This window comes from Shewanella indica (genome assembly GCF_002836975.1).
In the GTDB taxonomy this organism is placed as follows: domain Bacteria; phylum Pseudomonadota; class Gammaproteobacteria; order Enterobacterales; family Shewanellaceae; genus Shewanella; species Shewanella indica.
Window position 1 is genome coordinate 64,006 of record NZ_NIJK01000049.1, and the last position, 13,053, is coordinate 77,058.

The following is a 13,053-nucleotide window of genomic DNA, read 5'->3' on the forward strand; positions in this document are numbered from 1 at the left end:
TTATGATCGCTTCAGACAAAAGTGGCGATAGAGCCATTCTCCGCCACCGAGCAGCCCCATTAGCAGATAGGCTATCAGGCCGTTGTACAGGGTCCAGGTCTCCAGGCTGGTAAACAGCGCCGTATAAGCCGCCATGCCGCCGTTGAAGACAAACAGACCACACCAGAGTTGTGTGACCCTTACCAGGTAGGGCCTGGCTTCCTCGGGCAGATCCGGCTCGGCCAACCTGGCCAGACGTTCCACCATGCTGGGACCTTTAAGCAGCGAAGAGGCAAACAGCACCAGCATGCAGGCATTGACCAGCACAGGGTAGTACAGCAGCCAGTCCTGACGCTTGGCGAGCAGGCTGCCGAGCGCCAGCAGTAACCCCAGAACGACCGGGGCGGCCAGCGCCTTGAGCTTTTGCTTCCCCAGCAGCAACCTGGCACCGAGCAAGGCCGCCAGCAAGAGTGCCAGGCCATTGCCCGGCAGATAGTTCAGCCCCAGATATACCGCCAGGGGATATCCCAGCAGCAACAGGGCCGTGACTGTCTGAGCCAGGGCACGCATCAGTCTTTAACCAGTCCCTCGATGGCGTTAACCACGTCGTTGACCGTCCGTACCGACTTGAATTCATCGGGCTGGATCTTTTTGCCGGTCAGCTGCTGCAGTTTGATCACCAGATCCACCGCATCTATGCTGTCCAGATCCAGCTCTTCATAGAGGGAAGCCTCAGGGGTTATCGCCTCGGCATCCACTTCAAACTCATCGACCAGGATCTTGCTCAGCATTTCCAATATCTGTTCACGGCTTTGCATGAGCACCTCCTACGCGCGCTGGGATTCGATAAACGCGGCAAGGCTGGCAACACTGTAAAAGTGGGCCTTGGTTGCCTCTGAGTTGGCTTCGATCTTGACGTCGAACTGTTTCTTGATCGCCAAGCCCAGCTCAAGTGCATCGATGGAATCCAGTCCCAACCCCTCACCGAACAGCGGTGCTTCGGTATCTATATCGTCGATACTGATATCCTCAAGATCGAGGCAATCTATGATTAGCTGTTTAATTTCGTTATGTAAGCTCATAATTTATATCTAATTGTTGTTTGTAATAGGTTTCCAGATCTCTGGTGAGTTGGCGCGCCATCCGGGCATCGCCACCGCTTTCGGCATCATACCTCAGATGCGCTATGCTTGCCCCGGTTTCCACTTGCATCTGTATGGTGCGTCTCGGGATTTCGTACCAGGGATCCTGTTTGGTGAGTCCGGGATGAACCACCCTGAGTACCACTGGCAGAATATCGGCCCCGGCGCGCAGGGCGATATTGGCCGAACCGCGGGCAAAGGGATTGATCACTGCGCCTTTTACCGTGCGGGTGCCCTCGGGAAAGATGATCAGATTGGTGCCTCTGGCCAACACTTCACGGCAGTCCTGTAGCAGCAGCTCGGCGCCGCGATTGGGAATATAGCCGGCGGCGGAGACGACTCCGCGCAGAAAGGGGTTACGCCACAGTCCCTGTTTTACTATGCAGCCGGCATTGGGCATCAGGCTGATTAACACCACCACATCTATGAGGGTGGGGTGATTGGCAATCACCACCATGCCTTTGGCCTGCTGTAATCGCTGCAGATTGACTGTGCTGACCCTGACCACGCCGGCCCAGGTCAGCATATGCACAAAGCCGCGGAACATGTAGTGCACCGCTTTTTGTACTCTTTGAATGCGCACATCGCGCTCGCCGGGCCAGAACCTCAGCACAGGTAAAATGGTCAAGGAGCTCAGCAAGCCGCCAAGGCCGAAGGCGATATAACAGCTGATGCCGGCGAGCCAACGGGGAAAATAGCCGATACCGGTTGCCGGGGCTGTCATAGCGGCTCCCTTGAGGGTTCCAGCTGCCAATGCCAATGGGCCAGTTGCCCCTGGATTGCCGTGCCGTTTGCCAGTGCCTGCAGCAGGGCGCCGAAGTTCAGCGGCTGCCCGGCGCCGGTCTGCTGGCTCAGGGTAACTCGGGCTATGCCGGTAACATCGGCCGGGGCCAGCTGCAGAGACAAGGCCAGCGGCAGTTCCATCTCTTGGGTAAATTCATCATAGACGGGCGGCACAGGGTCATCGCCGAACACCAATAGCAGGGGGCTGGGGTCCTCGGCCAACTGGGCCCAGGCTTCCAACATGGCTTGGGACAGGGTATCTGTGCCCGCCGCCACTGAAGTTGAAGCGCCTGTGTTACCCGTGACTATGCCAAACAGACCGCTGGCGGTGTTGTGAACCGATTGGCTGAAACCCATGGGAGAGAGTGGCTGCCTGGCAATAATATCCTGCAGCAGTTCTATGGTGCGATTGAGTTCGCCATGGCGCGAGGCAAATACGCTGCGGCATTGGCTGGGGGCTTCAGCCTGAAAGGCGGCTTCCAGCATCATCTTGCTCAGGCGGCTGAAACGGCGCCGCTGCATGGCGGCAACCTGGGGTAACTTGGGGGCAATGCGATCGCTGTCATCAAGGGCGCAGTTGCTACTTTGCCACTGCTGCCAATCTTGCTGCTGTTGATACTCCGGGGACCAGGCTCCCCAGGAGAGAATACTGAACGCTAGTTGCACTGCTTTGCCTCTGACACAGATCTTTGTTGCTATCCCTTACGGGTCGTGAGGGAGTGAATCTGTCGGGTCGGAATGCGACCGCCGTACCGATTGCCCGTTCCCTCTGAAACACCGGTACAAAGGGCCATATTCTACACTGAAAGTACGGGTTTTAAGAAGGGGTTTAGGTTACAGCTAAAGATCAGTTACAACTTTTCGCTAACAAGGGAATCACCCGGCGGGCGCCGGGTGATTCAGATGCCGCTCAGTTGCTCAGCTGGCTCTGCAGCCGCCGCAGTACCGTCTTGATCTTACGGGTGTTGTCGGGACCCATACGTACCAGCATTTTCTGCGCGTTGGGCAGGGCTTCCAGTTTGGGATCGACAAACTTGTAGTTCACGCTGATGGCGTACAGCTCGATAGGATCTTCTATCACCGGGGTTGCCAACAGCACCTTGATGGCTTGTTGCATCCGCTCATCGAATTTGAGGTTGGGGTAACCCAGCTCATCGAAGGCCTGCTCCAGCAGCGGCGACAACTGACGATAGGTGTTGAGCAACTGCTCGTCGTTGAGGCCGGTGAGGAAGTCGGCGTAAAGGTCGTATCTGTGATAACTATCAGGATCCAGATAGGTCTTGTTGGAGATTTCAGATACTGTGAAGGTGTCGCTCGGGCCTTTCATCGGACTGGTTTTACGGGCCAGTTCGCCTTGGGCCAGATTATCGACAAACACCACGAACTGGCGTACCAGATCTTGTTCAACCAGCAGTGGCTCTATCTTCATGCCATCAGCCATTGCCACGGCCTTTTCATGAACATATTCATCACTTTCGGCCAGTGAAGGCAGAGGTTGTTCCGGCTCGACTTCGGGCTGAACCACTTCAGGTTCTGGCTCGGGTACGGTTTCAGGTTCAGGCACCGGGACTTGGGTTTGCAGCGGTTCGCTGGGAGCGGGTTCGGGGAGTTCAACCTGGGTGGGCTCTGCTGCTTGCTGCGGCTCTTGTTCGCCGCTGAAATAGTAGTAGGCTCCTCCTGCAATCAGCAATACCAACACCAATAGGATGATAGCAATGCCACTGTTGCCAGAGGACTTTTCCTGCGGTGCGATTCTATCTTCTTGATTGACTTGCATTGGATTTCCTTTCATTGATACCTGTTAGGCAGCGCCTCTCCCATTCTGCAAATATTGGCCATCTTGTCCAGCGTTCGGCCGCCCGGCAGCAGGATTTATTTGTGAAATATTGCCAGTAGAGCAGATCCTGTGGTGATTGACTTGAACCCCGGCTGAACTCTCGGCAACTTTGTGACGTTTTTAGTGCACTAGGCCTGAACATACTGCTGCCGGTCGCCCAGCCAACGCTGAATGATGGCATCGACATTCTCCGGTGCTTGGCTCATCACGTGGCGAGCCAGTTTCTGGATGTGAGGAATAAGCGCCTGATCCCGTACCAGATCGGCCACCTTCATATCGGCTATACCTGTCTGGCGGGTGCCCAGTACTTCACCCGGGCCGCGGATCTCCAGATCTTTTTGGGCAATGACAAAGCCGTCGTTGCTCTGGCGCAATACTCCAAGCCGTTTGGTGGCCGTGTGTGACAACGGCGCCTTGTACAGCAGGACGCAGTGGCTGGCCACGGCGCCACGACCGACCCGGCCGCGCAACTGGTGCAACTGCGCCAGCCCGAGCCGTTCCGGGTTTTCGATGATCATCAGACTGGCGTTGGGCACATCGACCCCCACTTCAATGACAGTGGTGGCCACCAACAACTTGAGGTCGCCGCGTTTGAAGCTGTCCATGACTTGTTGTTTTTCGGCGCTCTTCATACGGCCATGTACCAGGCCTATGCTCAGCTCCGGCAGGGCGGCACGCAGTTCTTCGCAGGTGTCTTCGGCTGCCTGGCATTCGAGCACTTCGGATTCCTCGATAAGGGTGCAGACCCAGTAGGCTTGGCGACCGTCATTGAGCGCCGCCTGACGTACCCTATCGATCACCTCCTGACGCCGACTGTCACTGATGGCCACTGTGGTGACCGGGGTACGCCCCGGTGGCAACTCGTCGATGATGGAGGTGTCAAGGTCTGCATAGGCGGTCATCGCCAGGGTGCGGGGAATAGGGGTCGCCGTCATGATCAACTGGTGGGGATGAAAACCCTGGCTGATGCCTTTCTCTCTCAGCCCCAGGCGCTGATGTACGCCGAATCTGTGTTGCTCATCTATGATGATCAACGCCAGCTTGTGAAACTGTACCTGCTCTTGAAAGATGGCGTGGGTACCTATCACCATGTGGGCACTGCCGGAGGCGATATCCTCCAGCGACTGGGCCCTGGCCTTGCCCTTGAGCTTGCCCGCCAGCCAGCCGACTTTGAGCCCCAATGGCTCCAGCCATTGACTGAAATTAATTGCATGTTGCTCGGCCAACAGTTCAGTGGGCGCCATCATGGCCACCTGATAACCGTTTTCTATCGCCTGCAATGCGGCCATGGCTGCCACCAGGGTCTTGCCTGAGCCGACATCGCCTTGAACCAGGCGCATCATGGGTTGCGGTTTTTCAATATCGCGGCCGATATCTGCCACCACTCGCTGCTGCGCCCCCGTAGGTTTAAAGGGCAAGGCGGCGAGGAAGGGATTGAGCAAAGTGCCGGTGGCTGGCAAAGGCACGGCTTTGTCATGATTGCTGCGCTCTCTGAGCTTGAGCATAGACAGGTTATGCGCCAGCAGTTCTTCCTGCACCAGGCGTTGCTGCGCCGGGTGTTGCCCCTGTTCCAGACGGTAGATATCGACATCCGCCGGGGGCCTATGCAGGGTGCGCACCGCCTGGGCCAGGCTTTGCTGATTGGGGCGCAGCGCCTCGGGCAGTAACTCCTGCAGTCCGTCCTCCTGCAGTAGGTTTAGAGCCTGCTCGGTCAATTTCATCCAACTGGCCTGCTTGAGCCCTTCAGTGGTGGGGTAGATGGGCGTCAGGGTTTCACCGAGGTTGGGCGGTTCGTCGCCCTTGAGTATCTTGTAATCCGGATGAATGATCTCGGCCTGGTGGTTACCACGGCGTACTTCGCCGTAGGCTCTAATGGTCAGCCCTTGTTGCATGGCATTGCGCTGGGCGGCAGAGAAATTGAAGAACCTCAGGGTCATGGTGCCGCTGTCATCACGGACATTGCAGATCAACATGCGCTTGCGGCCATTGATGATCTGGCTGGACTGAATTTCGGCTTCTATGGTGCCGTAGCTGCCGGGAGTGAGGCTGGCTATGGGGTAGATGCGGGTTCTGTCTTCGTAGCGCAGCGGCAGGTGGAACAGCAGATCCTGTACCGTGTTGATTCCGAGCTTGTGCAGTTTCTCAGCCATTTTAGCGGCTACGCCCTTGAGCTCGGTGATAGCAATAAGATCCAGTCTCTGCAAACCTTTAGCACCGGATTACTGTGAATTTATACATATACTATCAGAGAAATAGCCCTTGGCAATGCGTTGCTTTTATCGGCTGGGTAAAGTGTGGCGCAATGGCGGCAGGGCTTCTGCCAGGGGGGGAGTGTATGGCAAAAGCCCTGATATATTGGTGGCAGATTAATCTGTCAGCGCCACCAGTTGAGCAGGGTGACCAAGGGCTTTATCAGTAGCTGAACACTGCCTATTACAAACAGCCAGGCGCCGATAAGAGTGTGAACATCTGTGAGAAAAAAGAAGCTGCCCAGTAGAAAACAGAACGCGACTATCAGGTCGCTTAGGGTATTGAACAAGGCGTGTTTGGGAAGAGGGGGGGCTGGGGCTTTGATATCTTGCTTGGCAAAATATCGCTGCTTACTGTCGATCATGGTTCCTTCTTGGTAGTTATGATTTGCCGCGATACCTTAACGCTGCCATCCTCCGAGTGCAAATCTAATTCCCTAATTATTTGTTTTAATGAGAATAAATATATCTACATAACCATAAGATTAAGTTAACAACTTGCATCTTGGATTCGGCAGGCTTGGCAAAAGAGTAGCGTAACTTAACGGCCCAGGCCTGAACCCTGGCTAACGGTTATTTCACCGTTAAAGCCTATCAGTTCGGCGAGTGTTTGTGCGTAGGCTCTGGCCTTGTCTGTGGCCTGCTTTTGGGGTTTGAACAGGCCAAAACCGAGTCGCTCACGCTCAGCAAAACAGAGTACCACGCTGACACTTATGAGCTCTTCGTCAGTCAGGTGTTCAAGCATGTGACTTCTGGATCTTTCGTTATGGGTATTGCGTTGCACCTCTATGCGGCAGAGTTGACTGAGCGGCTTGCTTTTTCTGCCTCGGAAGAAGCAGCCCTGTTGCAGATCCAGGGTAACGGGTTTGAGCAGGCGGTAGAGGTTCAGGCCCATGATGATGCCGCTGAGCCCCAGCACTATGGCTATGATGGCAGCCGTAAACCAAGTGTCCTGTCTGGCGGGGTCCAACACCAGTACTCCCAGCATTCCGGCAAGCATCGCCAGTAGTCCCCAAAGCGCGTATTTCAGTTGCGTTTGCCTGCTGCGCCAGATGAGTTTCAATTTGCCCGGCTCGGCTTTGAGCTCTGTCATCAGCATATGCTGCTGATATTGGCAGAGCCTGGCCTGCTGTGGGTTTTTGGTCATAAAATGGTCACCATGAAATCAGTAATTTGTCGTAAAACCCAGTGCTTAAGCCAGCAGGTTCGAGTGAGCCGCTATCAGTTGCCAGCCGCTTGTCCTGTGCAGCCAAACCCGGGTAAAGCGAAAACGGCCGTTGGTCGGCGTTTTGGCATAGCTGCCCTGAATATTCACCTCTGCCGATACTATCGCAGTCTCCTGATGCAGCCGTATCTCTTCGGCCAGGGTGTCTATCCGAGTGATATTGAGCAGGCCTAAGCTGTGGGCATGCAGATCCTCTGCTTTGCCGAGCACTTGCCCCAGGTGATTGGTGAATATCAGTTGAGGCGACAACAGTCTATCCAGCAAATTGATATCCGAATTCAACATGGCGCTACGCAGTTGGCTTTCCAGTTGCTGAATGTCTGAGATGTGATTCATGGTTATTCCCAAGGCCTGATGAGTGACGGCAAAGAGGCAAGAAGGTTTAAAAAATACTGACTTTGGCACACTTGCCACAGTACCAGGAGTTCTGCCATTGATTCAGCGCCGCCTGGTATTGCTGCATCGACTTTCGCCCTCCCAAGTAGTTCTTCCACAGCCAATCGGCGCTCAGGATCAGAGTAAAGCAGGAGACAAAAAAGCACAGCACTCCCAGCCAAAAACTGCTCCAGTTGCTGCCTGCCTGAAACCCTAGGTAGCCGCCCAAGAGTAGTCCGGGGAAAGCCGCCAGAAATAGCACCAAGGGCTGAGGGGCAGATGGCGGCGAGCAGCGCTTGGCCAGTTCGGTTTGCAGTTGGGCGCTACCCTTGAGTTTTTGTTTTCCATGCACTGAGAAGGGTTGGTTGTTCCACACGGGTTTGGCCGAAGCGCGGACTGAAACTTCTGTTGTTCCTTCGGCATGAATGGCTTTGAAATGTCTGATACTGTCTGAGCCGCAATGTCTGCAACGCATTGATTATTCTCCTTAACTTAGACTAACCGGATCCCTGATTCTTCTCGTCCAAACAACAGCCTTCGGATAACAAGCCTTTGCTGGTCGCCGAGTCATGGTAAAGCTTTTAGCCTCAGCGGTGAACCCCGAGATGCCACGCTTTCGGACCGAGCGACTTTGGCTTAATAAATTCAAGTGAACCGGCATTAATGGAAATATAACAGTGAAATTTATCGGGCGTGTTGACGCTAAAAAGCTAACCCATTTTAGGATGGGACAGCGCTTCACTCCCGATATTCGCAGAAGGGAACCGGTTTTTGCCTGTTTTGGCAACAGCGATTGATAGTCGGCCTTGGTTTCCTAAACCCCTGCGACTGAGGCCCGGGAGCTCAGGATACAGGTCACTGCACAAGGTAAGGGAGTTGTGTTTGTTTGAACGCCTTTACAACCAGTGCCTTACTGATTTTTCCCCAGTGAAAAACATCTAACAGCCGGGTAACTTACTCTCCAAAAAACTAACCTCAAGTTGTGAGCCCCTGCATAGTTAAATTGATTAACCTGAGTAGAATCCGCGCGCCAATAACATATGCGTAAACTCTATTTGGGGAGATATTGATGAAGTTGAGTAAAGTCGGTCTGGGAGTCACTCTGTTGCTCTGCTCGCAACTGGCGGGTTGTATGGGGCAGATGGGGCTTTCAGGCATGTTGACCAAAGGCAATTTGAGTGCGGTGGATAACCGTTACGGCCGCGCCGGTTTGTACGTGCTGCTGGCGCCTGTCTATGGTATTACTGCCGCCGCCGATCTGTTTATTTTCAACAGTATTGAGTTTTGGACAGGCAAGAACCCTATTACCGGCAAGTCTCCGGCTTTGGTGGATATGCCGGCCGATGCCGTTTTCAAGATCAATCATAAACTGGATAAGGATCTGACCACTGCCCCGGTCAAACTGAGCCGTGCCAGCATCTCAGCCATAGATGACAATACCCTGGCGATGACATTGAGCTATGAAGATGGCTCCGAGCAGGTAATGCTGGGGCGCAAGCAGGGGGAGATGGTGGACTTTTATCTGGATCAGCAATTCATTGCCAGTGTCAGCATAGCTGAAATGGAAAGTTATGTAGCGGCTCGCTCCTGAGCGCTTTTGGGCTGCTTTGCCCCTTAACTTGATGATATCCCGGGTTTTGATTATTCATTTTTGGTGTCAAAACCCGGGATTTTTTATGCTACTGCGGCTTGGCAACAAAGCTTTTCAGAAGCATTCAATTGTCAGTGGCGTACTCAGATTCAGGCGCTGGCGTGGGTAACCAGATAGCCCATATAGCCGCAGTAACCTAGCAATAATATGGCGCCTTCGCGACGACCGATACGAAATCCGCTCCAGGCAAAGGGCAACACCAACAATGCCAGGGTTAGCATCACGCTGAAGTCCAGGCTGCTGAAGCCGGCAGAGCTGATGGGGTGCACCAGGGCCGTGACCCCGAGGATCCCCAGCAGGTTGAACAGGTTGGAGCCAACCACATTCCCTATGGCGATATCGCTCTGGCCCTTGAGTGCGGCCAGAATCGAGGTCACCAATTCCGGCATGCTGGTGCCTATGGCAATAATGGTCAGGCCGATCACTACTTCGCTGATACCGAAGGTACGGGCCAACTCGACTGCGCCATCGACAAACAGTATGCCGCCGCCCACCAACATGCCGATACCGGCGATGATAAACAGCAGCGACAGTAGAGGGTTCTTGGGGCCTTCAATAGGTTCATCGGTATCTTCGCCCTTGCTGCTGAAATAGCTGAGCAGCAGATAGCCTACCAGTAAGCTGGTCAGCACGGCGCCGTCAATCAGGCTCAGTTCACCGTCGAGTACCAGCAGCCACATCAGAATAGAGGCACCAATCATCAGTGGAATGTCGCGTCTGACCATCTGTGTCTGAACGCCTATCGGGCGGATCAGTGCGGTCAGGGCCAGGATCAGACCGATATTGGCGATATTGGAGCCCACCACGTTACCCAGGGCAATGCCCGGGCTACCGGCCAGTGCTGACTTAACGCTCACTGCCAGTTCGGGAGCACTGGTACCGAAGGCGACGATCGTCAGGCCGATCACCAGCGGGGCGATTCCCAGACGCAGGGCGATGACGCTGGCGCCGCGAACCAAGGCTTCGGCTCCCAGAGTCAAAATTAAGAAGCCGCCGAGAATAGAGAGTGCAATCAACATTGAAAACCGCTTTTCCTGTCAGTAAGGTGCCATACAGAACGGCACCGATGAATGTATTTGGGCTGCCAGCATAAGGTTTTTCCCCTCGAAGGCAACCCCTTTTTGACAGAATATGTCATAAAAATCCCGGCCGGAGCCGGGATAATCAGATAAATCAGGATAAGGGCTTTAGATTTCGTCTTCCCAGACGACCTTGGCGCCGCGGATGCCTTCCATCCGGCTGGCGTATCTGCTCTCCAACACATGGCGCTTGATTTTCAGCGTTGGGGTCAGCACATCGTTTTCTATGGTCCAGGGCTCCTTGACCACCAAAACAGCTTCTACGGTTTCATGGGACTCCAGGTTGGGGTTGACCGCATCCACAGTGGCCTTGAGCGAGGCGCGTACCTCTTCTCTGGCTTGCAACGCCGCCCCTTCAGAGAGTTGCACCAAAGCCACTGGGTGGGGTAGTCCCAGGCCGATGACACAGATAAGCTCCACATGGGGATCCTGCGCCATCTTACGTTCAATCGGCACTGGCGCCACATACTTGCCCTTGGCGGTCTTGAAGTTATCCTTGACCCGGCCTGTGATGCTGACGCAACCGTCGGCATCTATGGCGCAGAGATCGCCGGTGAGGAAAAAGCCCTCTTCATCGAAGGCGGCGGCTGTGGCTTCCGGCGCCTTGTAGTATTCACGCATCAATCCCGGGCTCTTCACCAGCAGTTCGCCATTGGCCGCCTGCTTGACTTCGCAGCCGATCACCGGCTTGCCGACAGTGCCTATCTTACTGGCATCGAAGGGGAAGTTGATAATTGAGTAGGCGCAGTTTTCCGTCATGCCCCAGGCTTCGCAGATATCCAACCCTATGTTGTGATACCACTCCACCAGTGACGGAGGTATCGGCGCCGAACCTGAACCGAGCAAACGACACTTATCCAGCCCCAGGCCCTTATGGATCTTGCGTTTGACCAGATGGCTGATGAGGGGGATCTTCAGTAGCAGATTGAGCCTGGCGTAGCCGACTTTATCGATAATGTTCTTTTGGAACAGGGTCCACAGCCGAGGTACCGAGAAGAATACGGTTGGCCGCATTCGCTGCACATCGGCTACAAAACTGTCGAGGCTTTCGACAAAGGCAACGCAAGAGCCGGAATAGAAGGAGGAACCCTCTATCGCCACCCGCTCTGTGATATGAGCCAGCGGCAGGTAGGACAGCAGTCTGTCTTTACCATCTGTCTTGAGATCGCGAACTACGGCATTACAGGTCCAGCCGTAACTGCCGAAGGTTTGGATGGCGCCTTTGGGCTTGCCGGTGGAACCTGAGGTGTAGATCAGCGTCATCACCTGCTCGGCCTCGGGATAAGGGGCATCCACCAGAGGTGTACCGAGATTCAACAGTTGCTGCCATTGATATTGAGCCGGCATGGTGTCATAAGGCATCGCCAGGCGCAGAATATCACCGCCGACACCGGCTTCCTGATCGGCCCAGTGATCCAGTTTACCCAGTATGATGGCCTTACAGCCACTGTGTTCCAGCACGTAGCGTATGGTATCGGCATTGGCCGTGGGGTAGATGGGCACACTGATATAGCCGCCATGCATCAGCGCCAGATCGGTAATGAACCACTCGGCGCAGTTTTTTGACAGCACGGCTATCTTGTCGCCGGGTTGCAGCCCCAAGTGACGCAGGCCGCCGCAGAGTTGTTGCACCTTGGCCTGTACCTGACGCCAGGTCAGATCCTGATATTGGCCGTTGATTGGCTGCCTGAGATAGATCTCATCGCCTTGAGTCTCTACCCAGTGGTCGAGCATTTCCACCGGGCTCTTGAATGATGCTTCCATGGGGTGTCCCCTTTACTGTTCTTGTTATCTGCGTAGCTGCAGCTTCCCCCACGGCGGCTGCAACGATCTGATTATCTGTTAGTTTCGCTATGCAGTGGCCAAACCAGTATGGCGATAATTGTGATCTGGTGCAATATTTAATCGGTTGTTTGAAAAGCTTCACAGTTCTGGGACGGGTTCACGCATCCGTTGCCACCAGTCGGCAGCGGCGACTATCTGGCCCTGCGCGTCTATGGCTGGGTAGGGAATGCCTTTGCGCCGACAGGCTTTGGCATAAATGGGATGGCCTTGCTCAAACAACATGGTCTGGCAATAGTCATTGTCCAGCTTGCGATTGCCATAGAGGCCGGCCTCTTGCCGCTGACGCTGCGCCTCATACAATAGCAGTGCCGATGCCACCGAGACATTGAGGGATTGCACCATGCCGACCATGGGGATCACTACCTGCTTGTCGGCGGCGGCCAGGGCTTCGGCGCTGATACCATCACGTTCATTACCGACAATAAAGGCGGTGGGACGGCGGTAATCCAGCTCCCGAAAGTCGCGGGCCTGGGGGCCGAAATGGGTGGCGACCAGCTGCATCCCGCGCGCCTTGCAGGCCTTGACTGCCGAGGCAAATTCATAGTGTTTAATGGTTTTGACCCACTGTTGACTACCGGAGGCGGTATTGCCGGACAGGCGCATATCGGCATCGGGCCAGACCGCATGGATTTCGTGGATACCCACAGCATCGGCACTGCGCAGCGCGGCGGAAATATTGTTGCTCTTGTGGACTCTGTCCAGGATCAGGCTCAGATCCGGCTGGCGCATGTCCAGCATTTGGTTGATGCGAGCGAAGCGTTCGGGGCTCATTGGCGGGGGATCCTATATGAAAAAGGGCGCCGTAGCGCTAATGCCGTTCACTTAGTGTGAACGGCATTTTTCTTAGGCTTAATGGGATACTTGTTTTTACTCATTTTTAACGCACGT

Annotated in this window: 15 protein-coding genes; 1 reads left to right on the forward strand and 14 read right to left on the reverse strand. The window is 54.8% G+C overall.

Annotated features, from left to right (window positions below; genetic code table 11):
* From CX650_RS17700 to CX650_RS17750, 11 genes are all read right to left on the reverse strand, one after another.
* Complete coding sequence (locus CX650_RS17700; RefSeq protein ID WP_025010132.1) at nucleotides 1–549, reverse strand: COG4648 family protein; 549 nt, start codon at nucleotides 547–549, stop codon at nucleotides 1–3.
* Complete coding sequence (locus CX650_RS17705; RefSeq protein WP_025010131.1) at nucleotides 549–797, reverse strand: acyl carrier protein; 249 nt, start codon at nucleotides 795–797, stop codon at nucleotides 549–551. The genes CX650_RS17700 and CX650_RS17705 overlap by 1 nt, the downstream gene beginning before the upstream one ends.
* A gap of 9 nt (nucleotides 798–806) precedes the next feature.
* On the reverse strand, nucleotides 807–1,061 hold the full coding sequence (locus CX650_RS17710) for a phosphopantetheine-binding protein (protein WP_025010130.1): 255 nt from the start codon (nucleotides 1,059–1,061) through the stop codon (nucleotides 807–809).
* Entirely contained in the window at nucleotides 1,048–1,845 is a 798-nt protein-coding gene (locus CX650_RS17715; RefSeq protein ID WP_025010129.1) for a lysophospholipid acyltransferase family protein, read from the reverse strand. Before CX650_RS17715 ends, CX650_RS17710 begins: the two co-directional genes overlap by 14 nt.
* Nucleotides 1,842–2,570: a beta-ketoacyl synthase chain length factor gene (locus CX650_RS17720; RefSeq protein ID WP_101096591.1), complete on the reverse strand. Its 729-nt coding sequence runs from the start codon at nucleotides 2,568–2,570 to the stop codon at nucleotides 1,842–1,844. The genes CX650_RS17715 and CX650_RS17720 overlap by 4 nt, the downstream gene beginning before the upstream one ends.
* A gap of 244 nt (nucleotides 2,571–2,814) precedes the next feature.
* Nucleotides 2,815–3,681, reverse strand: a complete 867-nt coding sequence (locus tag CX650_RS17725) for a DUF3014 domain-containing protein (RefSeq protein ID WP_025010127.1) — start codon at nucleotides 3,679–3,681, stop codon at nucleotides 2,815–2,817.
* Between the two features lie 188 nt (nucleotides 3,682–3,869).
* The gene (recG, locus tag CX650_RS17730) at nucleotides 3,870–5,945 is read right to left on the reverse strand and encodes an ATP-dependent DNA helicase RecG (RefSeq protein WP_101096592.1); all 2,076 of its coding nucleotides are present in this window, start codon (nucleotides 5,943–5,945) and stop codon (nucleotides 3,870–3,872) included.
* A gap of 170 nt (nucleotides 5,946–6,115) precedes the next feature.
* Nucleotides 6,116–6,355 carry a YrhK family protein gene (locus CX650_RS17735; RefSeq protein ID WP_101096593.1) on the reverse strand — a complete coding sequence of 80 codons (240 nt, stop codon included), beginning with the start codon at nucleotides 6,353–6,355 and terminating at the stop codon, nucleotides 6,116–6,118.
* Nucleotides 6,356–6,531: 176 nt separating this feature from the next.
* Nucleotides 6,532–7,137 (reverse strand): ZZ-type zinc finger protein, encoded by a 606-nt coding sequence (locus CX650_RS17740; RefSeq protein ID WP_101096594.1) that lies wholly within the window; start codon nucleotides 7,135–7,137, stop codon nucleotides 6,532–6,534.
* Nucleotides 7,138–7,182: 45 nt separating this feature from the next.
* Entirely contained in the window at nucleotides 7,183–7,551 is a 369-nt protein-coding gene (locus CX650_RS17745) for a nuclear transport factor 2 family protein (RefSeq protein WP_101096595.1), read from the reverse strand.
* A 46-nt stretch (nucleotides 7,552–7,597) separates the two neighbouring features.
* Nucleotides 7,598–8,065, reverse strand: a complete 468-nt coding sequence (locus CX650_RS17750) for a hypothetical protein (protein ID WP_101096596.1) — start codon at nucleotides 8,063–8,065, stop codon at nucleotides 7,598–7,600.
* 594 nt (nucleotides 8,066–8,659) lie between these two features.
* Between CX650_RS17750 and CX650_RS17755 the strand changes: the two genes are divergently transcribed.
* Nucleotides 8,660–9,181, forward strand: a complete 522-nt coding sequence (locus tag CX650_RS17755) for a DUF3332 domain-containing protein (RefSeq protein ID WP_101055337.1) — start codon at nucleotides 8,660–8,662, stop codon at nucleotides 9,179–9,181.
* Between the two features lie 149 nt (nucleotides 9,182–9,330).
* Here CX650_RS17755 and CX650_RS17760 read toward each other — a convergent pair whose 3' ends face one another.
* The 3 genes from CX650_RS17760 to trmH form a co-directional block, all read right to left on the reverse strand.
* Nucleotides 9,331–10,260, reverse strand: a complete 930-nt coding sequence (locus tag CX650_RS17760) for a calcium/sodium antiporter (protein ID WP_039034664.1) — start codon at nucleotides 10,258–10,260, stop codon at nucleotides 9,331–9,333.
* A gap of 168 nt (nucleotides 10,261–10,428) precedes the next feature.
* On the reverse strand, nucleotides 10,429–12,084 hold the full coding sequence (locus CX650_RS17765) for an AMP-binding protein (protein WP_101096597.1): 1,656 nt from the start codon (nucleotides 12,082–12,084) through the stop codon (nucleotides 10,429–10,431).
* 159 nt (nucleotides 12,085–12,243) lie between these two features.
* A complete protein-coding gene (gene trmH / locus CX650_RS17770) occupies nucleotides 12,244–12,936 on the reverse strand; it encodes a tRNA (guanosine(18)-2'-O)-methyltransferase TrmH (RefSeq protein ID WP_101096598.1) in 693 nt (230 codons plus the stop codon).
* Nucleotides 12,937–13,053: the final 117 nt, after the last annotated feature.